The 24,136-nt window shown below is 71.8% G+C and carries 27 protein-coding genes; 10 read left to right on the plus strand and 17 right to left on the minus strand.

The window, feature by feature from the left end; translation table 11 throughout:
- The first annotated feature begins 38 nt into the window (after positions 1-38).
- Positions 39-554 carry a DsbA family protein gene (locus HYV93_13345; protein ID MBI2526954.1) on the plus strand — a complete coding sequence of 172 codons (516 nt, stop codon included), beginning with the start codon at positions 39-41 and terminating at the stop codon, positions 552-554.
- Positions 555-2,855 (plus strand): DNA polymerase II, encoded by a 2,301-nt coding sequence (locus HYV93_13350; GenBank protein ID MBI2526955.1) that lies wholly within the window; start codon positions 555-557, stop codon positions 2,853-2,855. It begins immediately after the preceding gene.
- A gap of 129 nt (positions 2,856-2,984) precedes the next feature.
- Here the strand turns inward: HYV93_13350 and HYV93_13355 are convergent, their stop codons facing one another.
- The 4 genes from HYV93_13355 to HYV93_13370 form a co-directional block, all read right to left on the minus strand.
- Positions 2,985-3,314 carry an RNA-binding protein gene (locus HYV93_13355; GenBank protein ID MBI2526956.1) on the minus strand — a complete coding sequence of 110 codons (330 nt, stop codon included), beginning with the start codon at positions 3,312-3,314 and terminating at the stop codon, positions 2,985-2,987.
- A gap of 220 nt (positions 3,315-3,534) precedes the next feature.
- Positions 3,535-4,329 (minus strand): SDR family oxidoreductase, encoded by a 795-nt coding sequence (locus tag HYV93_13360; GenBank protein MBI2526957.1) that lies wholly within the window; start codon positions 4,327-4,329, stop codon positions 3,535-3,537.
- Positions 4,330-4,371: 42 nt separating this feature from the next.
- Complete coding sequence (locus tag HYV93_13365; GenBank protein MBI2526958.1) at positions 4,372-5,010, minus strand: DUF309 domain-containing protein; 639 nt, start codon at positions 5,008-5,010, stop codon at positions 4,372-4,374.
- A 145-nt stretch (positions 5,011-5,155) separates the two neighbouring features.
- Entirely contained in the window at positions 5,156-5,674 is a 519-nt protein-coding gene (locus HYV93_13370) for an RDD family protein (GenBank protein MBI2526959.1), read from the minus strand.
- Here HYV93_13370 and HYV93_13375 point away from each other — a divergent pair.
- Genes HYV93_13375 through HYV93_13395 form a run of 5 tightly spaced genes read left to right on the plus strand, consistent with a single transcriptional unit; the run spans position 5,673 to position 11,855 of the window.
- The gene (locus HYV93_13375) at positions 5,673-6,875 is read left to right on the plus strand and encodes a molybdopterin molybdotransferase MoeA (protein MBI2526960.1); all 1,203 of its coding nucleotides are present in this window, start codon (positions 5,673-5,675) and stop codon (positions 6,873-6,875) included. The two genes, HYV93_13370 and HYV93_13375, sit on opposite strands and share 2 nt — an antisense overlap.
- 24 nt (positions 6,876-6,899) lie before the next feature.
- Complete coding sequence (locus HYV93_13380; GenBank protein MBI2526961.1) at positions 6,900-8,468, plus strand: TldD/PmbA family protein; 1,569 nt, start codon at positions 6,900-6,902, stop codon at positions 8,466-8,468.
- Positions 8,469-8,500: 32 nt separating this feature from the next.
- A complete protein-coding gene (locus tag HYV93_13385) occupies positions 8,501-10,033 on the plus strand; it encodes a TldD/PmbA family protein (GenBank protein MBI2526962.1) in 1,533 nt (510 codons plus the stop codon).
- Positions 10,033-10,929 (plus strand): transketolase, encoded by an 897-nt coding sequence (locus HYV93_13390; protein MBI2526963.1) that lies wholly within the window; start codon positions 10,033-10,035, stop codon positions 10,927-10,929. Before HYV93_13385 ends, HYV93_13390 begins: the two co-directional genes overlap by 1 nt.
- Positions 10,929-11,855 (plus strand): transketolase family protein, encoded by a 927-nt coding sequence (locus HYV93_13395; GenBank protein ID MBI2526964.1) that lies wholly within the window; start codon positions 10,929-10,931, stop codon positions 11,853-11,855. Before HYV93_13390 ends, HYV93_13395 begins: the two co-directional genes overlap by 1 nt.
- Positions 11,856-11,915: 60 nt before the next feature.
- Here the strand turns inward: HYV93_13395 and HYV93_13400 are convergent, their stop codons facing one another.
- From HYV93_13400 to HYV93_13410, 3 genes are all read right to left on the minus strand, one after another.
- Entirely contained in the window at positions 11,916-12,467 is a 552-nt protein-coding gene (locus tag HYV93_13400; protein ID MBI2526965.1) for an RraA family protein, read from the minus strand.
- Between the two features lie 123 nt (positions 12,468-12,590).
- Positions 12,591-13,418: an ABC transporter permease gene (locus HYV93_13405; GenBank protein MBI2526966.1), complete on the minus strand. Its 828-nt coding sequence runs from the start codon at positions 13,416-13,418 to the stop codon at positions 12,591-12,593.
- 86 nt (positions 13,419-13,504) lie between these two features.
- Positions 13,505-14,440, minus strand: coding sequence for an ABC transporter ATP-binding protein (locus HYV93_13410; protein ID MBI2526967.1), 936 nt, complete (start codon positions 14,438-14,440; stop codon positions 13,505-13,507).
- A gap of 152 nt (positions 14,441-14,592) precedes the next feature.
- On the opposite strand from HYV93_13410, the gene HYV93_13415 reads away from it, so the two are divergent.
- From HYV93_13415 to HYV93_13425, 3 genes are read left to right on the plus strand one after another with little or no spacing between them, the layout of a single operon-like run.
- Positions 14,593-14,949 (plus strand): Rieske 2Fe-2S domain-containing protein, encoded by a 357-nt coding sequence (locus HYV93_13415; protein MBI2526968.1) that lies wholly within the window; start codon positions 14,593-14,595, stop codon positions 14,947-14,949.
- Positions 14,937-15,362 carry a nuclear transport factor 2 family protein gene (locus HYV93_13420; protein ID MBI2526969.1) on the plus strand — a complete coding sequence of 142 codons (426 nt, stop codon included), beginning with the start codon at positions 14,937-14,939 and terminating at the stop codon, positions 15,360-15,362. The genes HYV93_13415 and HYV93_13420 overlap by 13 nt, the downstream gene beginning before the upstream one ends.
- Entirely contained in the window at positions 15,362-15,985 is a 624-nt protein-coding gene (locus tag HYV93_13425; protein ID MBI2526970.1) for a GNAT family N-acetyltransferase, read from the plus strand. Before HYV93_13420 ends, HYV93_13425 begins: the two co-directional genes overlap by 1 nt.
- Here the strand turns inward: HYV93_13425 and HYV93_13430 are convergent.
- The 10 genes from HYV93_13430 to HYV93_13475 form a co-directional block, all read right to left on the minus strand.
- Complete coding sequence (locus HYV93_13430) at positions 15,930-16,412, minus strand: hypothetical protein (protein ID MBI2526971.1); 483 nt, start codon at positions 16,410-16,412, stop codon at positions 15,930-15,932. The two genes, HYV93_13425 and HYV93_13430, sit on opposite strands and share 56 nt — an antisense overlap.
- Positions 16,409-17,401, minus strand: coding sequence for an SDR family oxidoreductase (locus HYV93_13435; GenBank protein ID MBI2526972.1), 993 nt, complete (start codon positions 17,399-17,401; stop codon positions 16,409-16,411). Before HYV93_13435 ends, HYV93_13430 begins: the two co-directional genes overlap by 4 nt.
- Positions 17,402-17,414: 13 nt before the next feature.
- Entirely contained in the window at positions 17,415-18,182 is a 768-nt protein-coding gene (locus HYV93_13440; GenBank protein ID MBI2526973.1) for an alpha/beta fold hydrolase, read from the minus strand.
- A gap of 20 nt (positions 18,183-18,202) precedes the next feature.
- Complete coding sequence (locus tag HYV93_13445; protein MBI2526974.1) at positions 18,203-18,814, minus strand: TlpA family protein disulfide reductase; 612 nt, start codon at positions 18,812-18,814, stop codon at positions 18,203-18,205.
- A 15-nt stretch (positions 18,815-18,829) separates the two neighbouring features.
- Entirely contained in the window at positions 18,830-19,249 is a 420-nt protein-coding gene (locus HYV93_13450; protein MBI2526975.1) for a hypothetical protein, read from the minus strand.
- A gap of 72 nt (positions 19,250-19,321) precedes the next feature.
- Entirely contained in the window at positions 19,322-19,942 is a 621-nt protein-coding gene (locus HYV93_13455) for a CoA pyrophosphatase (protein MBI2526976.1), read from the minus strand.
- On the minus strand, positions 19,942-20,733 hold the full coding sequence (locus HYV93_13460) for a 2,4-dihydroxyhept-2-ene-1,7-dioic acid aldolase (protein MBI2526977.1): 792 nt from the start codon (positions 20,731-20,733) through the stop codon (positions 19,942-19,944). The genes HYV93_13455 and HYV93_13460 overlap by 1 nt, the downstream gene beginning before the upstream one ends.
- A 108-nt stretch (positions 20,734-20,841) precedes the next feature.
- Positions 20,842-22,395 (minus strand): DUF2079 domain-containing protein, encoded by a 1,554-nt coding sequence (locus HYV93_13465; GenBank protein ID MBI2526978.1) that lies wholly within the window; start codon positions 22,393-22,395, stop codon positions 20,842-20,844.
- Positions 22,396-22,402: 7 nt separating this feature from the next.
- Positions 22,403-23,197 carry a glycosyltransferase family 2 protein gene (locus HYV93_13470; GenBank protein MBI2526979.1) on the minus strand — a complete coding sequence of 265 codons (795 nt, stop codon included), beginning with the start codon at positions 23,195-23,197 and terminating at the stop codon, positions 22,403-22,405.
- Entirely contained in the window at positions 23,197-23,883 is a 687-nt protein-coding gene (locus HYV93_13475; GenBank protein ID MBI2526980.1) for a class I SAM-dependent methyltransferase, read from the minus strand. Before HYV93_13475 ends, HYV93_13470 begins: the two co-directional genes overlap by 1 nt.
- Positions 23,884-24,136 lie beyond the last annotated feature (253 nt).

Raw genomic sequence — 24,136 nt, forward strand, 5'->3', positions numbered from 1 at the left:
ACCCGGCGGCGGTTCGCCTCCGGCGGCTCCAGGACGAGATGGGCGACGACCTCGTCATCCAGTGGAAGGCCTTCCCGCTCCGCCCCGCGCCGGACCCGAGCGTCACCTTCAAGGGCACGTACCGCGAGGAGGGGTGGCGGCGCTGCGACGCGATGGCGCAGGGAGACGGCATCCGGTTCACGCCATGGCCGCGCGACGAGTACCCCCACTGGTCGCTCCCGGCCCTCGAGGCCGCCAAGTGCGTCCTCCTCCAGGGACGCGAGGCGTTCGAGCGCCTACACCTGCTCTTGTACGAGGCCTTCTTCACCCGCAGCGTGAACATCGCCGACCCGGAGGAGCTGACCGGCGTGATCCGCGAATCGGGCGCCGACATGCCGCGCTTCCTCGCCGACTTCGGGGGCGGCGCGGGGCGCCAGGCGGTCCTGGCCGACTACCAGGATGGGCTCACGCGCGACCGGGTGCGCGCCATCCCCACCATCGTCGTGGAGGGCGGCCAGCGGCTCACCGGCCTCGCGGACCTCGCCACGTACAGGAAGGCGATCGAGTCCGCGTAGGTGACTGGCCTCCCTCGCCTCCGCTACGACAGTCCGCTCCTCTTCGGCCGGGACCCCGCCGAGGGGCTGCTGGCCTTCGCGCCGCTGGAGGGCTCCGTGCGGGGCTGGGCGCGGCAGGAGGGGCGCGTCGTCGCCAGCGAGTTCCCCTTCCAGCCCTTCCTGCTGCTCACCGAGGGAGCGCTGCTCCGCGGGTTCAAGGGTGACGCGGAGCTGTCCCCCCTCGAGGGAGAGCGCGGCTATCGCTGCCTCGCCCGCCTGCCCACGTGGGCTCAGGCCGAGAAGGCCCGCGAGCATTGCCGGAAGGTCACCGGCCGCCCTCCCGGCGCGCCGGACGCCCCGTACCGCTTCCTCGGGGAGGCCACGCATCAGTTCCTCCTCTGGACGGGGAAGACCTCGTTCCGCGGGATGGTGTTCGGTGACCTTCGTCGCATGGCCCTCGACCTCGAGGTCCTCACCGGCCCCGGCTTCGAGTTCCCCAACGCACTCCGCGAATCCGACCGGATCATCGCCATCGCCCTGGCCGACTCGTCGGGGTGGAGCACCGTCCTGTCCGGCGCGGCACAGTCCGAGGCCGAGCTGATCGAGGACTGCTCGCGCCTCATCCGCGAGCGCGATCCCGACGTGCTGGAGGGGCACAACATCTTCCGCTTCGATCTCGAGTACATCGAGGCCCGCGCCCGGCGCCACGGCGTCGCGCTGGCTTGGGGCCGCGACGGCTCGGCGCTCGCCGGTCACCCTTCGCGCATGCAGGTGGCCGAGCGGACGATCTCCTACCGCCGCTACCGCGTGGCGGGGCGCCACATCGTGGACACGTGGATCCTGGCCCAGCTCCACGACGTAGCGGCGCGCGACCTTCCCTCCTACGGCCTGAAGGACGTGGCGCGCCACTTCGGCGTGGCCGCTCCCCACCGCACCTACTTGCCGCCGGAGGACATCCCACGCATCTTCCGGGAGGAGCCGGCACGGCTCATGGCCTACGCGCGCGACGACGTGCTGGAGACCGTGGCGCTGTCGGCGATCCTGTCGCCACCCTACTTCGTCCAGGCCCAGGCGCTGCCCCTCGACTACGAATCGGTGGTCCTCAGGGGCAATGCCACGAAGATCGATGCGCTCCTGCTGCGGGAGTATCTCCACCAGCGGCGGGCCGTGCCCCAGCCGTGCCCCGGCCGGGCCGTCGCGGGCGGCTTCACCGCGCTCTTTCAGCAGGGGGTCGCGCGGGACGTCGTGCACGTGGACGTGACATCGCTCTACCCCTCGCTCATGCTCGCAGAGGGCCTGGCTCCCGCCTCCGACGCGCTCCGCGTCTTCTCGATCCTGCTGCGTGACCTGCGCGACTTCCGTGTGGCGGCCAAGCGCCTCGCCAACGAGGCGCCTGCCGCGGCCGAGCGGCTCTTGCTGACCGCGCTCCAGCAGACCTTCAAGATCCTCATCAACTCGTTCTACGGCTACCTGGGTGCCGGCTTCGCGCACTGGAACGACTACGACGTCGCCAACCGCGTGACCGCCGAGGGGCGCCGGCTGGTGACGGCGCTGCTCGACCGCCTCCGCGAGCTGGGGGCGACGCCCATCGAGGTGGACACCGACGGCATCTACTTCACTCTCCCCCCCGCGTCGCGCCCCGCCGCCGGGGACGGGGACAGCGCCGTCGCCCTCCTCGCGGCGCTCGCCGGGGTTCTGCCCGAGGGAATTCAGCTGGAGCTGGCCGGCCGCTACCCGGCCATGCTGAGCTACAAGATGAAGAACTATGTGCTCCTGGACGCGGACGGCAAGCTCCTCGTCAAGGGATCGAGCCTGCGCTCCCGCGGCCTCGAGCTCTTCCAGCGCCGGTGGATGGAGGAAATGTTCCGGCTGCTCCTCACCGGGCGTCGCGACGAGATCCCGGCGCTCCTGCGCCGCTGGGAGGAGGACTTCACCCACCGGCGCCTGACGGTGCAGCAGTTCATGAAGACGGAGACGCTGCAGGAGTCCCCGGCGAACTACCAGGAAAAGGTCGCGGCGGGGACGCGGAACCCAAGCGCGCTCTACCAGCTGGCGCTCCGGTCCTCGCGGGCATACCAGGCTGGCGATCAGCTCTCCTACTACGTGACCGGCACCGGGCCGCGGGTGAAGGTCAACGAGGCCGCCAAGCTGGCCTCGTCCTGGGACCCGGCCGCCCCCGACGAGAACACGGCCTACTACCTCGCCAAGCTCCGCGACCTCCACGAGAAGTTCCGCCCCCTCATCGAGCAGGACGGCCTGCGGCCGGTGGAGGAGGACGTGGCGGCCGCTCCGACCCAGGAGTCCCTCGATCTCGACGCCTGAGCCCGGAAGGGCGCCGGCCCGCGCCTCCCGTTGCGAGCGAGAGGCGACAGGCCAGCCGCGCCCCCGGGAAAAAGGAAGACCCCGGAGGCCTGGCCCCGGGGTCCTGTGTCTCGCCCGGCCTGTCAGCGGCTAGCGCCGCCACCCGCCTCCGCCCGCGCCGCCCCCCGGCCGCGGTCCGCGGTCCGACCGAGGTCCACCCGCTCCGCGCTGCGGCTGCGGGCGCGCCTCGTCCACGACCAGGTTGCGATCTCTGAAGAGACGCCCGTTCAGCATCTCGATGGCCTTCGACGCCTCTTCCTTGGTGGACATCTCCACGAAGCCGAATCCCCGGGGCCGCCCGGTGAACTGATCGGTGACGATCCGCACCGACTCCACCGTGCCGGCCTGCTGGAACAGCTCCCGCAGATCTTCCTCCGTGGCCTGGAAGGAGAGGTTGCCGACGAACAGCTTTGCAGGCATCACGACCCTCCTGCCGCGATCAGGACCGAGTCAACGACCTCTCCCCGGCTCGCCTGCGGCGTGTAGGGCATCGCGCCCCGAAAGACCCCGCGCTGCGGCGAACGCGCAACGCCCGCCCGCCGCGCACTAGGTAACGGTACTGAGCGTGCCGGACACTGTCAAGCGAAGTTTCTCGGAATGTTCCTTCTTTCACGATGTTACGACACGGGGGCGGGCCGGCTCAGAGGTACACGCCGCGCGTGATCCCCCCGTCAACCGTGATGGCGATGCCGGTCAGGAACGAGGCGCGCGCCGAGGCGAGGAAGCACACCAGGTCGGCCACCTCCTCGGGCAGCGCGATCCGCCCCAGCGGGAGGTCCGCCGCGCGCTCCCTCTCGAAGGCCGCGACGTCCTTGCCCGCGGCCTGCGCCTGCTGGCGCGTGAGCGCATCCCAGCGCTCCGTCTTCACCGGTCCCGGCGAGACGGCCGTGACGAGGATGTTCGACTTGGCACCGAGGTCGGCCAGCGCCTTGGTGAAGTTGATCAGCGCCGCATTGGCCGTGCCCCCCATCATGTAGGTGGCCGACGGATTCCGCGCCGCCGCCCCGACCACGTTCACGATGCGGCCGCCCCCCTGCCGCTGCATCTGGGGAAGGATCTCGCGCGCCATGCGGATGTAGCCGAGGAGCTTGAGCCGCCAGCCGTTGAGCCACTCCTCGTCGGGCGTCGCCAGGAAGTCACCTGCCCTGATGGCGCCCGCGTTGTTCACGAGGATGTCCAGGCGGCCCAGCCGGCTCACCGCCTCGGCGGCCGCGCGCTGGACGCCCTCACGCTCCCCGAGATCGGCCGCGATCGTCTCCACGCGCCGGCCCGTCGCGGCCTCGATCTCGCTCGCCGCGCGCGCCAGCGTTCCGGCGTCCCGGGCGCAGATCATCACCCGGGCGCCCTCGCTGGCCAGCGCTCGCGCCACCGCGCGCCCGATGCCCTTGCTGCCTCCTGTGACCAGCGCCGTCCTGTCCCCGAGCCCGAGATCCATGGCTGCTCGTTCCCCCCTTGGCGCCCGTCGACGCCTCTCGTCTCAGTCTCGCCGCGGGAAACAGGGCACGGCGGCCCAGTCGAAGGCCCCGGCATCCCGCGCTCCCAGGACCACCGCCTCCTCCCAGCACCGCCGAACGCCCTGGCCGAAGCTCTCCAGATCCATCCCGTCGAGCCTCCGGCCCAGGAGCCGCGCGCAGCCGTCGTGGAGGAGGAGTCGGGCGCCATCCAGGTTGCCGTTGGCCAGATGCTGGAATCCCACCGCCACCTGGATCAGCCCCTGGAGCACCTCGCGCTCATCGCCCTCGGACCGCATCCAGTACGGCTCCAGCTGCTCGTGCATCTCGAAGTAGAGACCGGCGTCGAAAAGGCATGCGGCCGTGTGGAGCGCCCGCCGGAGCGGCGGGTCCCTCGGCTCCAGCGGCCGCCCGCGCACCAGCCGCCAGCCTCGCCGTGCCCGCTCGCAGAAGTCCGCCTGATGGGCGCGGAGCCCGCTCTTCACGGCCAGCCCGTCGCGGTGGCGCTCGAAGAGATCGGCGGGGAAGGAGTCCGGGACACGGCCGGCCACCTCCAGCGCCCGCGGATCGTCGCACACCGCGGTGAGGGCCTCGAGGCCCCGGCGCGCGTCCTCGTCGTGAAAGGCCCCCAGGATGAGCTCCGTGAGGCGGTTCCGGAGCGGCAACGGCAGCGTCACATGACGCCCGAGAGCGGGGACAGGGCCCGGGAACATGGCGAGCGGAGGGGATGGGCCCTCCGGAGCCGGCGATGCGGGAGGCGGCAGATGGGGCAACGGCCGCGAGCCATCGGCGCGCAGTATAGCATGCGGGTCAGAGGCGCTCGACGCGCGTGCCCGCCAGCAGATCGTGGAGCGCGCGCCTGTCCCGTCGCAGCGCGGCCAGCACATGTCCACCGCCGAACGCGAGCAACGACAACGCCCACCCGAGCGCCCGGCCGACCGCCATCCCGAGCGTGAGCGGACCACCTTCGGCCGCGACGACCCTGATGCCGAGGATCATCTTGCCCATGGTCTGGCCGAAGAGCCAGTGAAAGAGCACCGAGTAGACCAGCGGGAAGAGCCAGCGGAAGGCACCCCCCGCTGCCTGGAACACGCGCGAGCCCTGCAGCGCCGCCCCCCAGAGCCAGCCGCCCAGCACGCCCACCGTCACCTGCGCCGCCACGATGAAGGCCCAGTCGAGCACCACCGCCGCAGCCCGAGCCCAGAACCCGGCCGGCCGTGCCGCCACGCCCGGCGGCGAGGGCTCGGCGGTCTCCGCCTCGGGGACAGCGCAACCCGGGCCGGGCTCCAGCATCGCGCGCGCATGGTAGCACAGGTATAATTCCGCCATGATCTCAGTGCAGGAGGGCCAGGCGCGGATCCTCGCGCAAGTCACCTCCGTCGCGCCGCCCCAGGTCGTCCCGCTCCCCGAAGCGCTCGGCCGCGTGCTCGGCGAAGCCCTGCGGGCGGCCATCGACGTCCCCCCGGACGACAACTCCGCCGTGGACGGCTACGCCGTCGCCCACGCGGAGGTCGCCGCGGGGGGCCACCGCAGCCTGCGGGTCGTGGCCGATCTCCCCGCCGGCGCCATGTTCGACGGCCGCCTCGCCGCCGGGGAGACCATCCGCATCATGACGGGAGCGCCCATGCCCGCCGGCGCCGACACCGTGTACCCCCAGGAGGTGGCCGAGCGCGAGGGAAGGCGGATCCGTGTGGGAGCCATCGTGCGCGGCGCCAACGTCCGCTATCGCGGCGAGGACGTGCGGGCGGGCGGAGTCGTCCTCGAGGCCGGCACGGTGCTCCGTCCCCAGGAGCTGGGCGTGGCAGCCTCTCTCGGCCTGCCACAGCTCAGCGTGCGCCAACGCCCGCGCGTGGCCATCGTCTCCACCGGCGACGAGGTGGCCGAGCCGGGCGGAGCGCGCAAGCCGGGACAGATCTACGACTCCAACCGCTTCTCGATCCGCGGCCTCGTCGAGCAGGCCGGGGGCCGGGTCATCGACCACGGCGTCGTCCCCGACCTCTTCGACGAGCTTCGGGCGAGGCTCCTGAGGGCCGCGGGCGACGCCGACATCGTGCTCACCTCCGGCGGGGTCTCGGTGGGGGACTACGACCTCGTCAAGGCCGTGCTCCGGGAGTCCGGCGGCATAGACTTCTGGCAGGTGGCCATGCAGCCCGGCCGCCCGCTGGCCGTAGGGCGCATCGGCCCGGCGCACTTCTTCGGGCTGCCGGGCAATCCCGTCGCCTCCATGCTGACGTTCTGCCTGTTCGTGCGCCCGGCGCTCTGGAAGCTGGCGGGCCGGCGCGACCTCTTCCCTCCCCGCTTCCATGCCGTGGCGGTGGAGCCCTTGAGCAAGAAGCCCGGGCGGCGCGAGTTCAAGCGCGGCGTCCTCGCTTACACCGGCGAGCGGTGGGAGGCGCGGAGCACGGGGCCGCAGGGCTCCGGGATCCTCACCTCCATGGCCCGGGCCAACTGCTTCATCGTCATCGAGGAGGAGCGGGGGGACGTGGCGCCCGGAGAGCGCGTCGTCGTCGAGCCCTTTCCCCCCGCCTGAGCGCGCGCGCTCCTGCGCTATCCCATGCCGCACCGGATCCGGACCGACCTGATGGAGCAGATCGCTCCCCTCGCGGAGGAGACGGCGACCGCCTTCGCCCGCAGCCTCGCCGACCTGGCCTACGCCGATGTCCGGGTCGAGATCAGCGAGGGCAAGTGGGCTTCGGCGGAGAACGGGTCGGCCAAGTCCTCGGGCGACGACTATAGCTTCGCGGTCGGGATGCGCGTGCTGGCGGGTTCCCGCGCCATCGCCCCGGGGTACTTCGGCCGGGCGCTGGGCGCGGCGGACCTCGACGGGCTCGCGGCGCTCCTGCGGGACGGCTTGCGCACCGCGCATCGACGGGCGCTGGCGAATGCCGAGGCGAAGGCGGACGCGCGGGGGAAGTTCGGTCCCCTGGGCGAGGCCCTGACTGACACGCGCCTCTCCCCGGTCCGCGCCAGTCGCGACGTGGTGCCGCCGGTCTTCGAGCTCGACCCGCGCAGCATGGATCTCGGCGAGATGGTCCACTTCGCCACGGAGGTGTCGCGCCAGGTCTCCGGCGCGGACAGCCGTCTCCGCTACAACTACATCTCCGCCATGACCCAGCTCGCCCGCGAGCTGTTCGCCTCCTCCGAGGGCGCCCTCATCGACCAGTCCTTCGCCCTGACCCAGGGCATGTGCTACCTCGTGGCGGGTGACGAAGGCCACGGCCAGGAGATCTACGACGTGGTGGGCCACCAGCGCGGCTGGGAGATCCTCGCCGCGGGCGTGGACGATCCGCTCCTGGCCTTCCCCCCCTTCCCGCGCTTCGCGCTGGACATGGCCCGGGAGGGCGCGGAGCTGGCCACGGCACCGCCTCTCCCTACCCTGGACCGGGCGGTCACCGTGGTGACGGACCCGCATTACAACACCCTCGTCGCCCACGAGATCATCGGCCACCCCATGGAGCTCGACCGGGGCCTCAAGCTGGAGACGGCGTATGCCGGGCGGTCGTGGCTCCTCCGGGACCTCGACCGCCACCACCTCGGGCGGCAGATCGCCTCGCCGCTCGTGACCGCGTACTCCGACCCCGCGCTGCCCGGTTACGGACACTACAGGTACGACCACGAGGGCACGCCGGCCCGGCGTGTGGTGCACATCGAAGACGGCGTGTTCAGGGGCTTCATGAACAGCCGGCAGACCGCCGCCATCTTCGGCGGCAGCCCGAACGGGCACTGGAAGGCCACGGAGGCCTCCCTCGTCCCCCTCATCCGCATGTCCAACACGGTGTTCGGCGCGGGCGAACGCGACCCTGCCGACATCATCAAGGAAGTCGACCGCGGCTACTACCTCGTGGGCCACAAGACGCCGTCCATCGCCGAGAGCCGTGAGAACTTCCGCATCTCCGCCCGCAAGGTCTACGAGATCCGCGACGGACAGCTCGGGCGCCTGTACCGCGACGGCGGGATGATGGCCGACACGCAAACCTACCTCATGAACGTCGACGCGGTGGGATCGGACTTCCGCCTCTACCCGATCCCGAATTGCGGCAAGGGGCAGCCCATGCAGACCAAGAAGCTCGGCAACGGCGGGCCGACCATGCGGAGCCGCGCCATCATCACCGGAGGCCACTAGCCCTGCCCACCGCGGGGGAGCTCCGACGGGCGGTGGCCGAGGCCTTGGCCTTCGTCGCCGCCCAGCCCGGCGTGCGCGAGGCCGAGGTGTTCGCGGCCGCCAACCGGACCCTCCTGACGCGCCTCAATTTCACCTCCCACATTCCCTGCAACGGCATCGAGGAGCCCAAGTCCAGCGAGGGGTACGGGCTCGGCGTCCAGGCGGTGTTCGAGGCCCCCGGCGGGTTCGCCACGATCGGCTTCGGGGCGGAGCCGAGCGACCTCTCCCGGCGGGGCGTGGAGCGGGCGCTCGACAAGGCCAGGCGGGGCGCGGTCCACGACCCCGAGTTCGTGTCGCTGCCGAGGCCCGGCTCCGAGAGCCGCCGGCTCCACGCGTACCACGACCCGCGGCTCCTCGAGGTCGGCGACGGGCAGCTGGTCGAGGTCGGCTGGCGGGTCCTCGGGGGGGCCCTCAACGCCTTCCTCACCTCGTCCCGGCTGGCTGATCTCGCCGGGGGCGACGCGGGCCTCCGGCGTCTCGGCCTCATCGTGGGCGGCGACGTGACGGTCCTGCAGGAGCGGATCGCCATCGCGTCGACCCACCTGCCGGGGCCGCAGACGGACGAGTCCACGCTCATGATGGGCTTCGTGACCGCCATGGTGGAGGCGCACGACGCCAAGGGCTCGGGCTGGTCCACGGGCACCGGCCTCGAGCGCTTCACCGACGAGGCCGGCGTCGAGGCGGCGCAGAACGCCATCGCCGCCATCGGCGGCGAGCGGGTCCCCGCGGGGGACTATACGGTGATCCTCGGCAAGCAGCCGGTGGCCGATCTCCTCAACAACCTCGTCATCCCGGCCTGCCAGGCCGGCGCCTTCTACTCGTCCAGCACACCCTTCCTCGGGCGGCTCGGCAAGCCGGTGGCCTCGCCGCTGCTCTCGGTGTACGACAGCGGCGCCGCGCCGGGTCTCATGGGCTCCAAGGGCATCACCTGCGAGGGGCTCCCCACCGGGCGCACCGACCTCCTCCGGAACGGCCAGCTGGTGGGGCTCCTGACGAACTGGTACGACGCCCAGCGACTGCTGCGCGACCCGCTCATCCGCCAGAAGCTCGGCGTGGAGGCGACCGCCGCCTCCCCGGCGCTGGTCGCGCGCAACGGCTTCCGCTACACGGGCGGCGGCGGGCGGGCCTTCGACGTCCAGCCGGGGGTCGCGGCCTCCAACGTGATCGTGGAGGGCGCCGAGCCCGTGCCACTCGGGGAGCTGATCCGCGCGGTCAAGGACGGGCTCTACATCGGCCGCATCTGGTACACGTACCCGATCAACGGTCTGGGCGCAGGCGACTTCACTTGCACCGTGGTGGGCGACTCCTTTATCATCCGGGACGGTCGAATCGCGGGTCCGCTCCGTGCCAACGTCATCCGGATCAACGACAACATCACGCGGCTGCTCCAGAGCATCGTCGGCATCGCCAGGGACGCCAAGGGCACGCTCGTCTGGGCGGCCGACGAGGTCGTGTACGCTCCCGAGATCGCCGTGAGCGGCGTCCACGTCGACGAGATCTCGAGCCCCATGGAGGTGTTCGACTGATGGCCAGGCCCGACCTCGCGCGGCTCCAGCAGCTCGCCCGGGAATGCCGCGTCCAGATCCTGCGCATGCTCACCCACGCCGGCTCGGGCCACCCCGGCGGCTCCCTCTCCGTGGCCGATATCCTGGTGACGCTCTACTTCCACCGCATGCGCTACGACCCCGCGCGCCCCGGCTGGGAGGAGCGCGACCGGCTGGTGCTCTCCAAGGGACACTGCGTGCCCGCCCAGTACTGCTGCATGGCCCGGGCCGGCTTCTTCCCCGAGAGCCAGCTCATCACCCTCAGGAAGCTGGGGAGCCCGCTGCAGGGCCATCCCGACCGCGTGATGCTGCCGGGCATCGAAGCGGCCACGGGCTCGCTCGGCCAGGGGCTCTCCATTGCCGTCGGCATGGCGCTGGGGCTCAAGCTCGGCGGCAAGGCCGCGCGCGTCTACTGCGTCGTGGGCGACGGCGAGATCCAGGAGGGCCAGGTCTGGGAGGCCGCCATGTCGGCGCCCCAGCTCGGCCAGCCCGCCCATGCACTGGACAACCTCTGCGTCATCGTCGACTACAACAAGATCCAGCTCGACGACCACGTGAGGAATATCCTCGACCTCGAGCCCCTGGTGGACAAGTGGAAGTCCTTCGGCTGGCCGGTTCTCGACATCGACGGCCACGACTTCGCCCAGATCGACAAGGCGCTGGACCACGCCGAGGCCATCAAGGGCAAGCCCACTTTCGTGGTGGCCCACACCGTGAAGGGCAAGGGCGTCTCCTTCATGGAGGACGAGCCCGAGTGGCACGGCAAGGCGCCCAAGCCTGCCGAGGCGATCCGGGCCATCGGCGAGATCCTCGGCGACCCGCTGCCCGCCTGGGCCCAGGCGGTCGTGGGCGAGATCGAGCGCCTGGAGAAGCGGTGATGGCGGCCAAGGCCTCGCGCGCCGCCTTCGGGGAGGCCCTCCTCGAGCTGGGCGCCACGGATGAGCGCATCGTCACCGTCGACGCCGACCTCTCGAAGTCCACGATGACCGCGAAGTTCGCGAAGGCCTACCCGTCACGCGCCTTCAACGTCGGCATCGCCGAGTCCACCATGATCGGCATGGCGGCCGGGCTCGCGCTCACCGGCCGCGTCCCCTTCGCCTGCTCGTTCGCCTGCTTCCTCGTGGGGCGCTTCGAGACGATCCGCGTCTCGGTGGCCTACACGCAGGCCCCCGTCAAGCTCGTGGGCACGCATGTGGGCGTTGCCATCGGGGAAGACGGCTACACGCAGATGGGGCTCGAGGACATCGCCTGCATCCGCGCGCTGCCCAACATCCCCATCGTCCAGCCCGCCGACGAGCTCGAGACCAGGCAGGCGGTGGCCTGGGCCGTGGGGCATCCGGGCCCCGTGTACCTGCGGCTCACCCGGCAGAGCCTGGAGCCGGTCCACGAAGACGGCTACCGGTTTCGCTTCGGGCTGGCCGAGGTCTTGCGCCCCGGCCATGACGTCACCATCGTGGCCTCGGGCGGCCCGCTCTGGAACTGCCTCGAGGCCGCCGAGCGGCTCGCCGCCCAGGGTGTCGTCGCGGAGGTGGTCAACGTGGCGACCATCAAGCCGCTGGATGAGGAGACGATCCTGGGCTCGGCGGGAAAGACGGGACGGGTGGTCACGGTCGAGGACCACGGTGTGCATGGCGGCCTCGGCGGCGCCGTGGCCGAGCTGCTCGGCGAGGTCATGCCCACCCCGCTCCGGCGGCTGGGCGTGACGGGCTTCGGCGAGTCAGGCGACCCGAGGGGGCTCTACGCCAAGCACGGGCTCGATCCCGACGGTATCGCGGAGAGCGTCCTCAAGTTCCTCCACCGCTGACGGGTGGCGGGCGCGCGGCGTCCGCTGCGCCCGAGCAAGGCAGCGGCAGGCCAGTGTCCATCAGGGGCGGTAGCCCTTGGCCGTGAGCGTGGCCTCCACGCGGGCCCGATGCTTCCGCTCCCAGGCCTCCAGCGTCTCGGCCGCATCCGCGGAGGCCTTGGCCTGGGCGCGCGCCAGCACCTCGGCGGCGCGGACACCGGGCACCACCACGATCCCCTCCTCGTCGGCCACCACCACGTCGCCCGGGCCCACGTGCACGCCTCCGCAGGTGATGGGCGCGTTGATCTGGCCTGGCCCTTCCTTGCCCCCCGGGATCGGTGACACGCCGCGGGCGAAGAGCGGGAAGCCCCGGGCCCGGGACTCGGCCACGTCCCGGATGACGCCGTCGATCACGAACCCCTGCACTCCGCGCCCCTGGGCCACCGCGCACACGTTGCCGCCGGCGACGGCCATCTCCTGGTCGCCCGCCTCGACCACGATCACGTCCCCGGGCTCCGCGAGGTAGATGGCGGCGTGGAGCATGAGGTTGTCGTGGCGCGCCGTCCGCACGGTGAAGGCCGGACCGGCGATGCGCGGCACCTCGGGCCACAGCGGCCCGATGCCGATCCGCATGACGCGGCCGAGCTCCAGCACGTCGGCCAGCGTGGTGGGGGAGAGGGCGCGGTAAGCGCGCAGCACGTCGGCCGGCGGGCGGGGGATGTCGATCCGGATGGCGGAAGGAATCGTGGTCACGGGTCACTCCGAGAGTTTGAGGAGAAGGCCGGTGCGACGAGCGCGCGTGATGGCGGCGGCCAGCGCCCAGTGCGCGAGCGCCACGTAGAGGAGGGCCAGGGCGAATCCCTTCGCCAGCGGGTCGCTGAACTGGGGGTCGAACCCATAGCCCGCCCGGAACGCATCCAGGAAGTACGTCAGCGGGATCGCGGCCGAGATGGCGGCCACCCAGCCAGGGAGCACCGAGATCGGGTAGTAGATCCCCGCCAGCATGACGATGAGGTTCACGGCCGCCCAGGCGGAGGTCTCGGCCCGCGTGCCGAAGAGCAAGACCAGCGTGCAGACCAGGAGCCCGATGACGAGGGCGCAGAGGAAGCAGCCGGCCAGGAACGCGGCGAGGCTCCTCGCGCCACCGCCCAGGAAGTCGAAGCCGAAGGCGCGGCTGCCGATGGCGGCCATGAGCCCGAAGACGACGAGGCCGCGCGCCACCCCCACGAGCCAGGAGCCCAGCGCCAGGTGACGGATGCCGACCGGGGCGAGGAACTGGTGCTTCATCGACTTGGACCAGATGTCGAAGAGCACGGCATAGGCCACGTCGAGCTGGCAGACCTGCACGGCCGAGAGCGCCACGGTGCCGGAGAGGATGAAGGCGGTCATCTCGGGGGTCAGCGAGAGGAAGCGGGTCAGGAGCCCGTGCGAGACCATGGCCACGCCGGGCCAGAAGGTCAGCTCGAAGAGGAAGAAGACGTTCCGGCGTGCCATGATCACGTTGCGGCAGGCGAAGGCCCAGGTCCGCGTCCACTCCGCCCGGAGCCCATCGGCGTGCAGCGCAGGCTCGCTCACGCTCGCCATTCTCCCGTATCCGCTCGCCTCGCCTTCGGCTGCGGCTCGCCCGTCAACGGTATCCGCTCGCCTCGCCTTCGGCTGCGGCTCGCCCGTCAACGGTTGAGCTCAACGAAGACCTCTTCGAGATCGGGCTCGCACACCTCGCATCCCCGCACCACCACCCCCTGCTCGTGGAGCCACCGCAGGAGCTCCGGCAGCCGCTTGTCGGCCGCATCCACCGCGCACTCGATATGGTCCTCCCGCAGCCGGCACTCGAGCACCCCCGGCAGCGAGGACAGGCCGGCGGGCTCCAGCGGGTCCAGCCTCAGCGCAATGACCTCCCCCAGCCTGATCTGGCGCTTGAGCGCGTCCGGGGCGCCCTGGGCCAGGATGCGCCCGGCCTTGATGAAGGCGACGTCGTCGCAGAGCTCTTCGGCCTCCCGCATGTAGTGGGTGGTGAGGATGATCGTGGTCCCCCGCTCCCGCCTCAGGCGGGCGATCTGGGCGCGGATCCTGATGGACACGTCCGGATCGAGCCCCAGCGTGGGCTCGTCGAGGAAGAGCACTTCCGGCTCGTTGAGGAGCGCCTTGGCGAAGGCCAGCCGCTGCTTGAGCCCGGTGGACAGCTCGTTGTACTCCGTCTTGCGGTGTGAGGTGAGCTCACACAGCTCGATGAGCTCTTCCACGCGCCGTCTCAGGGCGCCGCCCGAGAGGCCGTAGAGCCTGCCGTAGAACATGAGCACTTCTGCCGGCCTGAGACTCCAGACGAAGGAGGCATTGCCGCTGGCCATGTTGAGCCGGCGGCGCACGGCCAGACTCTCCCGCACGACATCCATGCCGAGCACGCTGGCCGACCCCGCATCAGGCAGGAGCAGCGTCGCCAGGATGGAGAGCAGCGTGGTCTTCCCGGCCCCATTGGGCCCGAGCAGCCCGAAGATGGCCCCGCGGGGGACTTCGAGGCTCACCCCCCGGAGCGCCTCGGTGCGCCGGCGATGAAACCAACCCGTTTTGAAGGCCTTCGTCAGGCCGCGCGCCTCCACGGCGGGCATCACCGGGCCATCGTACCACCGCGGCCCGGGGGGCGGGCGGCGGGCGCCCGTTGCTTCTCGGGCCCGTGTGCCCGGGGACGACCCATCGCCCTCCGCTCCGGAGACCCCCCCTCGGGTTTGAAGCGCCCCGGTTGATCTGGTAGAACCGGAGCGTGGATGCCCAGGAGGAGCCCACCGCGTGGCGGTGTCAGGCCGCTGCCCTGGCCCCAGGCCAGACCGCGACCTTCCGCCTGGAGCGCAACGGGAAGGCGGTGCACGGCTTCGTCGTGAACCACGCCGGCTGCCACCACGCTTACGTCAACCGCTGTCCCCATGCAGGCACCCCGCTGGACCTCTGGCCCAACGAGTTCTGGACCGAGGACGGCCGGCACCTCGTCTGCGCCACTCACGGTGCCATCTTCGGCCCGGACACCGGCGTCTGCCTCGACGGCCCCTGCCCCGGTGACCGGCTCGAGCGCCTCCCCGTCGAGCGCGATGGAGATACGCTGGTGATCTCATGTCCGACCTGACCCCGGACGAGGAGATGGCCGAGGTCGAGGAGGCCAACAGCCGCTTCTACCGCGCCGTCGAGAGCCTGGCCATCACCGAGATGGACAGGATCTGGTCCCGCGGCGACCACGTCCGCTGCATCCACCCGGGCTGGGGGCCCCTCGAGGGCTGGGAGGCGGTGCGGCAGTCTTGGCAAGCCATCTTCAAGGACAGTCCCGAGATGAGCTTCACGCTCGCGCACGTCCAGATCCGGGTCGGCGGCGACATCGCCTGGGTGACCTGCACCGAGAACATCCTCTCCCAGGTCCGCGGGAACATCGGCGTGACCACGGCGCTCGCCACCAATGTCTTCGAGCGCGAAGGCGGCGACTGGCTCATGGTGCTCCATCACGCCTCGCACATCCTGACTGGCGCCCCGCCGGGGGAGGCCTGATGCCAGGGGCAATCCTGGGCACCCGGAGACTCCGGCTGCGCCCCTTCACCGCCGAGGATGCGGAGGCGCATGCGCGGCTGTACGCCGATCCCGAGGTGACGCGGTATCTCGGGGGCGCGAGTGCCATCGCCCAGACGCCGGGCGAGCGCTCGGCCCGCACCCTGGAGGCGTTCGTGCGCCACTGGGCGGAGCACGGCTTCGGGGTCTGGGCCGTGCTGGAGCGCGAGAGCGGGCGCCTGATCGGCCAGTGCGGGCTCAAGTACCTTCCGGTGGCTCCCGTGACGGCGCCGGAGGTGGAGATCCTCTACGCCCTCGAGCGCCGTTGCTGGGGCCGCGGCCTCGCGACCGAGGCGGCCGGCGCCGCGCTCCGCCACGGCTTCGTGACGCTGCGGCTGCCGCGCATCGTCGCCGTGACCCGCCCGCAGCACCGCGCCTCGCTCGGCGTGATGGGCAAGCTCGGCATGAGCTGCCACGGAAGCGTGGAGGTTTGCGGGATCCGGGCCGTGCTCTACGCGCTGTCGCGGGAGACCTACCTCGCCCGCCGGGACGCCCGCCGCCCTGGCCCCGCTACGCCGACAGCGCGACGAGCAAGCGATCCACGGAGCGCTCGAGGCAGCGGCTGATCTCGTCGCGGCAGGCGCGGAAGCTCTCCTCCCCCTGCGTGGCCGGATCGGCGATGTCGCCCTCCTCGCCGGCCAGCTCGCGGAGCGTGAGCACCGGCCGCCCCCGCGCCTCGGCGAAGCCCTCCACCATCCGCTTCTGCTGCAGCGTCATCGTCACGATGAGGTGCGCCTCGGCCAGGAGATGGCGGTGCCGCTTGAGATCCGTGGACGCCAGCTCCTCCTCGCCCAGCTCGATGCCGGCCTCCCTGAGCACGAGCCGCGCATCCAGAGAGGGCACCATGCCGTCCCGCGCATAGGGAGCGATGCCTCCCGACCGGATGCGGACCCCCGCCAGGGCATCACGCCCGGCCAGCAGCCGCTCGAGGAGCAGCTGCGCCATCACGCTGCGCGCGGTGTTGGCGTGGCAGACGAGGAGGATGGTCCTCACCGTTCCTCCCGGGGGGACCGCCAGAAGCGCACGCCCCCGCCCAGATCTTTCCACTCGGTGGGCGGCCGCTCGTCGAGGGTCTGGCCGAACGCCGTGCCTGGAGGCAGCTCGAGATCGCTCCCCAGCGTGCCGGGAAAGAGGGTGGCCAGCTCCTCGGGGGCCAGCCGGCGATCGGCCGCCAGCCGCCTCACCGCCTGCGGCTGGGCGAGCAGCGTGTAGCCGTAGCCGAAGGAGTGGAAGACCTGGCCATTCACCCCGGCTCCGGCGTCGCTGGCCAGGTAGACCACCAGCGGCGCCACGTTGTCCGGATCGCGCTCCGTGCCGGCGGCCATCTGGCTCGGCCACTTGCCGGTCTCGGCGAACACCTTCTGGCCGCGCGGCGTCGAGTCGATCATCCGCGTCGCCCCGCTCGGGAGGATGGCATTGGCCGTCACGCCGTACTTCGCCATGGCGTTGGCCGTGGACCAGGTGAGCCCGATGATCCCGGCCTTGGCGGCGGCGTAGTTGGGCTGGCCCGGCGAGCCCAGCGCCGAGACCGACGACATGCTGATGATGCGCCCGCCCTGCTGCTGCCGCATGGCGATGGTGGCGGCACGCGTGCAGTTGAACGTGCCCTTCAGGTGCACGGCGACCACGACGTCCCACTCGGCCTCGCTCATGTTGAAGATCATGCGGTCACGCAGGATGCCGGCCACGTTGACCAGGATGTCGATGCGCCCCCACGCGTCGATGACCTGCTGGACCATGGCGGGTCCCTGCTCGGAGTCGGCCACCGACCCGTAGTTGGCCAGCGCCGTGCCACCCTGCCGCCTGATCTCCTCCACCACCTGGTCCGCCGGCCCCCGCTCGACGCCCTCGCCGGCGAGGCTCGCGCCGAGGTCGTTGACGACGACCCGGGCGCCGGCCGCGGCCAGGGCGATGGCGATGCCGCGGCCGATGCCGCGGCCGGCCCCCGTCACCAGCGCCGTCTTGCCGTCGAGCATTCCCATGGCCCTGCGCTCCTCAGGACAGCGAGTCGAGGAACTCCGCCAGCACCCGGTTGAAGGCCTCCGGCTGGGCCAGGTTGGAGGAGTGCCCGGCGCCGGCGATGACCTCGAGCCGGGCGCCCGGGATCTTCTTGGCCATGTACTCACAGGGGGCGAGGAAGGGGGTGTCCTCCCCGCCGACGATGATGAGGGTGGGCACGCCGATGCCCGGCAGGGAATCGATGATCCGGGAGTCCTGCTGGGCCAGCATGCCCCGCGCCGCATGCGCCAGCCCCTGGGCGGAGCGGTGGTGGCGCATGGCCTCCTCCATCTCGCGGCTCCGGCCCCCCAGGGCCGCCAGGCCGCGGGCCTCGAGATCCTGGGCCCGCCTCTGCGCCTGCTGGTTCCACTCCTCCCGCGCGGCCGGCTTGCGGAAGCCGGGCCCCGAGTCGCAGATGACCAGCGCGCGGACCATCTCGGGATGCGCCAGGCGGAAGGCCAGCGACATGGTGCCGCCGAGGGAGAGCCCGCCCACCACGGCCCGCGCCTGCCCCAGGTGCTGGAGGAGCGCCCGCATGTCCGCCACGGTGAGCGCGTGCGAGTACTGCGCGGGGTCGGCGGGGCTGTCCGTCTGCCCGTGGCCGCGCATGTCCCAGGAGATGATCCGGTAGCGTTCCCCGAGAGCCTGCCGCTGCCCCTCCCACATCCGCCCGGTGGCCGAGTAGCCATGGGTGAGGAACACGGCCGGCCCGTGGCCGCCGTCCTGGTACTCGATCTGGATGCCGTTGAGCGCCGCCTTCGCCATGGCTGTCTCCCTCGTGTCGTTCACCCGGGCAGCGGGCGGTAGTACGCCTTCCCCGCCCCCACCCACTCCTGCAGCATGGCGCGGAACCCCGGCCCCATGGGATCGATGCCGCGGATGGGCATCGTGCCGCGCCGGATCGTGAAGTTGTGCGGCGCCAGCTCGCCGGCCCGCACGAAGTGCCGCTCGGCCGCCTCGGCGCGCCCTCGCCCGACGAGCCAGCGGCCGAGACCGAACTCGGCCCGCGCCTGCTGGTCGTCCGGGCCCGGCATGGCCTGGAGCCGTCGGACGTCCCGCGCACCCATGACGGGCGCCTCGCCACGGACCCAGCCACGGAGCAGGCCCAGATGGCGGGCCGCCTCGATCCCGGTGATGTGACGAAAGGTGTCGCTGCCGAAGGTCACGTCGTTGGGCCGGACGATGCGCCCCGCCTCGTCGATCCAGACTCCCGTGGGGACATTCACCATGTTGTACAGGTCGGCGACGCGATGCTCCACGTCGATGAGCGACGGGTGCGTCGGCCGCGCCGCCTCGATCCAGGGCCGCGCGTCTTCCGGGCTCCGGTCCAGCGCGACGGAGATCACGACGAAGCCGTACCCGTGGAGCTCCTCGTACAGCGCCTGCCAGACCGGCAGGTCGAGCCGGCACCCTCACCACGAGGCATACGCCACAAGGAAGACCTTGTCCCCGCGGTGCTCGGAGAGCGAGTGCGGGCGGCCGTGGAGGTCGGGCAGGCTGAACTCCGGGGCTTCGAGGGACGCCAGAGCGCCGGCCCGGTCGGCCGCGGAGGCGCCGAGATAGGCCGCCCGCTCCGGGAGCTCCAGCGCCAGCGGGCGGTCGAGGAGGCCCGCCAGCTGATCGAGCGCGATGCCCTCGGCCACGGCGCAGGCGGCCCCGGCGGGAAGCGGCACACAGAGCCCTTCCCGGCACAGGCCCTGCGACTCGAGCCGCCAGCCGAGGGCCTCGACGGCCTGCGGAGGGAGCCTGACGCCGCCAGCTCCGACCCAGGCTGGCACCACGACGGGCCGGCCGTCGTCGAGAAGCGTGAAGTCGCGCTCAGGCCCGCTCACGCTCGCCGCCTCGCGGCGGTGACGATGCTGCCGGCGCCGCGCTCGATCGTGCCCGGCAGCATATGGCCTGGGTCAGCGCCACGCCCAGACCGGCTGCTCGAGGTGATCCACCCGCGTCGCCCGACCGTGCACGACGACCTCCCGCAGCTGGTACAGCACCGCGGCGGTGGGCGCGTGGATCCACTTGCCGAGCACGGGCATCTGGATCACGGGCCGCTCGCTCTCGGGAATCCGCAGCAGCCGCGGGCTGTCGGTGCCCTCGAGGTCGTCGAGGGGGATGCGATGCACGGAGGCGACCTCGGCTGGGCTCGGCGCGAGCCCGGCCACGCGGCCCGCCCAGACCACGACCGGCGTGATGACGAAACCCGAGCGCGTGGGGTAGTCATCGAGCAGGCCGAGCACGGAGGCCCGGCTCCGGCGGAGCCCGACCTCCTCCATGAGCTCGCGCAGCGCCGCCCGCTCGGCGCTCTCCCCGGCCTCGATCGCGCCGCCAGGCAGCGCCCACTGCCCGGCGTGGTCGCGGAGGGCGGCGGCCCGCCGCGTGAGGAGGAAGCACGCTCGCCCGTGGATGTCGTCCAGCAGCACCACCGCCACGGCAGCCGCCCGGAGACCGTTCCCCCCATAGGCCCGCCGGTCGAAGGCGGCGAGGTGGAGCCGCGCCCGCGCCCGGAGCTTCGCGTCGAAGGCTGGCATCAGTAGGCCGGGAGCTTCCCCACCGTCACGCCGGACTTGCGGACGGCGGCCACCTCCTCGGCGGCCTTCGCCGCCAGGAAACGGCTGTCGCTGGCGAGCGTCACGAACTGGTAGCCGACGGCGATCATCCGGAGCGCGTAGGCCGCCGTGCTGTTGTGGATGCCGGCGACGACGCCGTGGCGCTTGCACGCCTCGACGATCTTCAGCTGCGCCTCCACCACCGGTGGGTCGGTCTGGTCCAGCCGGGGCTTGCAGCCCAGCGCGAGGCTCAGGTCGGAGGGGCCCACGTACACGGCGTCCACGCCGGGAACGCTCAGGATCTCGTCCAGATTCTGCACTGCCTCGGCGGTCTCGATCATCGGCATGACGATGACGTCGTCGTTGGCCCGATCGCCGTAGTCGGCACCTGCGTAGATGGACGCGCGCACGGGCCCCCAGCTCCGGAACCCTCGCGGGGGGTACTTGCAGGCGCCGACGAGCGCCTCGGCCTGGGCCCGCGTGTTGATCATGGGGCAGATGACACCGTAGACCCCGGCATCGAGGATCTTCATGAGCCGCCCGGGGTCGTTCCACGGCACCCGGGCCAGCGGCATCACCGGCGTCGTGGAGATGGCCTGGAGCATGGTCACCGCCGTCTGGTACTCGATGACCCCGTGCTGCAAGTCCACCGTGAGGGAGTCGAACCCCTGGTGGGCCATGACCTCGGCGGAGAAGGAGGCGGGGATGGACAGCCAGCCGTTGATCACCGCCTCCCCCCGCGCCCAGATCGATTTCAGCCTGTTCTCTCTCACGGCACTTCCCCCGGCATGTGAATGGTGGAGAGGCAGGCACCAGGATACATCAGAAACCCCCACACGGGACGCGGCTCGCCTCGCGCGAGAGGACGCTCGCATCGGAGGTCAGCGCCGCCGCAGGAGGAGGTGCGGCCCGTCTTCGGCCACCACGACGTAGCGGTAGTCGGGTGCGCCGAGCGAGAGCCTGATCCGCACCGTGCGCTCCTCGCGGACCATGGTGGCCCCCGGCAAGCTCCGCCAGGGATACGTCGTGGCGTTCACCAGCACGTGATCGCTCTTCTCGAGGCCCATGGGAAAGACGAAGACGAGCGGGCGCATGGCGAGATGCGGCACGTAGGGGTCCTGGGCCGACACCGCGGCGCCGGCGGGCACCTTCGCCAGGAGCCGGTGGGCGGCCCGCTGCTCGGGCGTCGGCCAGAAGCGGTACACGGCGAGCTGGTTCGCGGTCCGCGAGGCCAGGGCCAGGCTCGCCACCATTGCGACAACGAGCACGGCCGCGGGCAGGCGCCCGGGACGGCGCGCGGCAAGCCGCGCATAGCCCGCCACCGCAGCCACGAAGAGGAACGGCAGCACGAAGGCCTGGTACTGGGTGCGGTGGTGGAAGAGGACGGGATCGCGGCTCAGAAGATTCTGGGCGAGCCCGGGCAGCGCCCCCACCGCCGCGAGCGGCGCTGCCAGCGGCAGCAGTCCGAGCGGCGCCACGAGCGCCCCCAGATAGACGAGGCGCTGGAGCGTGGCGAGGCGCGTGACGGTCCGAATCGGATGCAGCAACACGGTGGAGAGGATCTCGGGGAGCGAGCGCCCCAGGTGGTCGTAGCGCCAGAGGTGGCTGTAGGCCTCGCCCCGGTAGCCCGGGATCAGCCAGCGCACCTCCACGAGGAGGATGCCGAGCGCGCCGGCGGCCATGCCGGCGCCCCAGAACCAGAGACGGCGCGCCAGCGCCACCCACAGCCCGAGCCCGACCACCGCGATGGCTGCGTCCTCCCGGCACAGGAGCGCCAGCCCCGCGGCGCCGCAGGCCCACAGCGGCCGCTCCGCCTCCACCGCCCAGACGGCGGCCAGCAGCAGCGGGATCACCAGCGCCGCTGCGTGGAAGTCGCGCACGTTGATGCCGTGGAGTGACGGGTTCACGAGGTAGAGGACGGCGAAGGCGGCCGCGGGCCGCTCATCCCCGAGCCGCCGGCGCGCGATGCCGAACACGGCCACGGCGCCCAGCGCCAGGAGCACCGACTGGGCGACGAGCAGCGCCACCGCGCCCGGCGCCACCCAGAAGGCCGGCACGAAGAGGTACATGATCGGCGAGAAGTGGTCGCCCCAGGCATGCATCTCGGGCAGGCTCACCCGCGGGCCGCGCCCGCCCGCGAGGTTCCACACGAGCTGCACGTAGTAGCCCAGGTCGAGGGCATGCGTCAGGAAGGTGTTGTGGCGCGTGACGGTGACGAACGAGAAGAGGAGGCCATAGGTGGCCACCCCGACGGCCACCACGCGTCGTGGCCGCCACGCCGGGATCGTCCAGGGCCTGACGAGCAGCCGCAGCGACACCACGCCGAGGATGGCCAGGACGATCTCCTCCGGCCGCCACCAGGGGAAGAGCAGGGCGCCGAGGAGACCGGCTCCGAGGGACAGCGCCAGGAGATCCAGGAGGCGGGCGGACGTCAAGGGGCGATCAGGGGCTGCGCGGCCGCGCGGCCTGGTCCGGCAGCCGCGTGTACCGCCCGCGAAGCGTCTCGAGACGGCGCGAGCGCTTGACACCCGAGCGGTGGAGAAGGTAACGCGTCACGACCCAGAGGATCTTGAGGCCGTACACGCACGAGTCGTAGAAGCCCGCCGAGGAGGCCTCCGGGAAGTAGCGGACCGGGACGGAGATCTCGGCGATCCGGAAGCGACCGGCCACAACCTGGGCGATGATCTCCTGGTCGAAGACGAAGCCGTCGGAGTTCATCCTGAAGTTCACGGCCTCCAGCGCCTCCCGGTGAAAGGCGCGGTAGCCCGTGTGGTACTCCGACAGCTCGATCCCGAATGCCCGGTTCTCCACCCAGGTCAGGACGCGGTTGGCCACGTATTTCCACCAGGGCATGCCCTGCTGGACGGCGGAGCCTGCGCCCTTGAGTCGCGAGCCCAGGACGAGCTCTGCTTCGCCGCGGACGATGGGCGCGATGATCTCGGGTAGAAGCGTCGGATCGTACTGGTAGTCCGGATGCACCATCACCACGATGTCGGCCCCGGCCCTGAGCGCCTCCGTGTAACAGGTCTTCTGGTTCGCCCCATAGCCGTAATTCCTGTCGTGGACGAACACCTCGAGCCCCAGCTGCCGCGCGATCTCGCGGGTGGCGTCCGTGGAGCCATCGTCCACTAGGATCACCAGGTTGACGGAGTCCTTCGGCAGCTCCTCGTAGGTCATCCGGAGCGTGCGCCCGGCGTTGTAGGCCGGCATCACCACCACGACCTTCGGCGGGGGCATCAAGGGGCCTCTCGCAGCCGGCACTCGGCGACGAACTGATAGGCGAGCCCGCCGGGCCACACCCGCGCGGCAGCGGCAGCCAGCCCGTGCAGCGCCTCGAGCCAGGCGCCGTGCAGCCTCTCGGGAATCACGAGCGGCAGCGGCACCGGCGTGACCCGGAGCGCCCGCACCTCCAGTCCAGCCCGGGCCAGGAGCGCGAGGAAGGTCTGCCGGGTGAAGAACCGCAGGTGGCTCCCGTCGAGGATGCCGCGGTCCGCGTACTCGAAGCGTCCGAAGAGGAGCGACAGACGAATCCAGAGGTGGGCCACGTTGGGCACCGACGCGACGACGCTCGCGCCGGGCGTGAGGAGCCCGTGGAGCCGGCGCATCACCCCGAGGGGGTCGCTCAAGTGCTCGAGCACGTCACCGTACACGGCGGCCTCGAAGGGCCCGCCCACGGCAGGCGTCTCCCGCTCGAGGTCCACCACGACAACCTCCCGGCACCTCCCGCGGGCGGCAGCCGCCCTGCCCGGGTCGCGCTCGAGGGCCGTGACCTGCCAGCCGCGTGCCGTGAGCCGCTCCGCCAGAAACCCATCGGCGGCCCCGACGTCCAGCAGCCGCCGGCCGCCGCCCTCCCCGAGCACAGCCAGGATCAGCGCGTGACTCGAGTAGCGATCGTCCTTCAGCCGGTACGCGACCGAGCTCACTGAAGCCGCCCTGGCACGACGGCGAGCAGCGCGGCCGGGCGCCGCCGCTCCAGCGGGATTCCGGTGAGCACACTGCCCGGCGAGCGGGCCCCTCAGGCGCCGCTGCCGACCACCGTCACGTGGGCTGCCTCGGGTCGGTGGGGTCGAACATGGGAATAGCCATGGCTCTGCCGTCCTTTCCCGGGTGGGCCGCGGCGCCGCCGACAAGTGCTGACGGGCCGTCCGGCGTGGGCGCAGGGCGGATTACCCGCCG

Source organism: Candidatus Rokuibacteriota bacterium (assembly GCA_016188005.1).
GTDB lineage: Bacteria > Methylomirabilota > Methylomirabilia > Rokubacteriales > CSP1-6 > UBA12499.

Coding starts and splice junctions, on each gene's coding strand:
- HYV93_13375 (MBI2526960.1), top strand. CDS start 5,673: ATGATCTCAGTGCAGGAGGGCCAGGCGCGGATCCTCGCGCAAGTCACC.
- HYV93_13345 (MBI2526954.1), top strand. CDS start 39: ATGGGCGACGACCTCGTCATCCAGTGGAAGGCCTTCCCGCTCCGCCCC.
- HYV93_13425 (MBI2526970.1), top strand. CDS start 15,362: ATGCCAGGGGCAATCCTGGGCACCCGGAGACTCCGGCTGCGCCCCTTC.
- HYV93_13435 (MBI2526972.1), bottom strand. CDS start 17,401: ATGGGAATGCTCGACGGCAAGACGGCGCTGGTGACGGGGGCCGGCCGC.
- HYV93_13440 (MBI2526973.1), bottom strand. CDS start 18,182: ATGGCGAAGGCGGCGCTCAACGGCATCCAGATCGAGTACCAGGACGGC.
- HYV93_13470 (MBI2526979.1), bottom strand. CDS start 23,197: ATGCCCCCGCCGAAGGTCGTGGTGGTGATGCCGGCCTACAACGCCGGG.
- HYV93_13390 (MBI2526963.1), top strand. CDS start 10,033: ATGGCCAGGCCCGACCTCGCGCGGCTCCAGCAGCTCGCCCGGGAATGC.
- HYV93_13355 (MBI2526956.1), bottom strand. CDS start 3,314: ATGCCTGCAAAGCTGTTCGTCGGCAACCTCTCCTTCCAGGCCACGGAG.
- HYV93_13360 (MBI2526957.1), bottom strand. CDS start 4,329: ATGGATCTCGGGCTCGGGGACAGGACGGCGCTGGTCACAGGAGGCAGC.
- HYV93_13420 (MBI2526969.1), top strand. CDS start 14,937: ATGTCCGACCTGACCCCGGACGAGGAGATGGCCGAGGTCGAGGAGGCC.
- HYV93_13395 (MBI2526964.1), top strand. CDS start 10,929: ATGGCGGCCAAGGCCTCGCGCGCCGCCTTCGGGGAGGCCCTCCTCGAG.
- HYV93_13370 (MBI2526959.1), bottom strand. CDS start 5,674: ATGGCGGAATTATACCTGTGCTACCATGCGCGCGCGATGCTGGAGCCC.
- HYV93_13380 (MBI2526961.1), top strand. CDS start 6,900: ATGCCGCACCGGATCCGGACCGACCTGATGGAGCAGATCGCTCCCCTC.
- HYV93_13410 (MBI2526967.1), bottom strand. CDS start 14,440: ATGCCCGCCGTGGAGGCGCGCGGCCTGACGAAGGCCTTCAAAACGGGT.
- HYV93_13405 (MBI2526966.1), bottom strand. CDS start 13,418: ATGGCGAGCGTGAGCGAGCCTGCGCTGCACGCCGATGGGCTCCGGGCG.
- HYV93_13455 (MBI2526976.1), bottom strand. CDS start 19,942: ATGCCAGCCTTCGACGCGAAGCTCCGGGCGCGGGCGCGGCTCCACCTC.
- HYV93_13400 (MBI2526965.1), bottom strand. CDS start 12,467: ATGCGGATCGGCATCGGGCCGCTGTGGCCCGAGGTGCCGCGCATCGCC.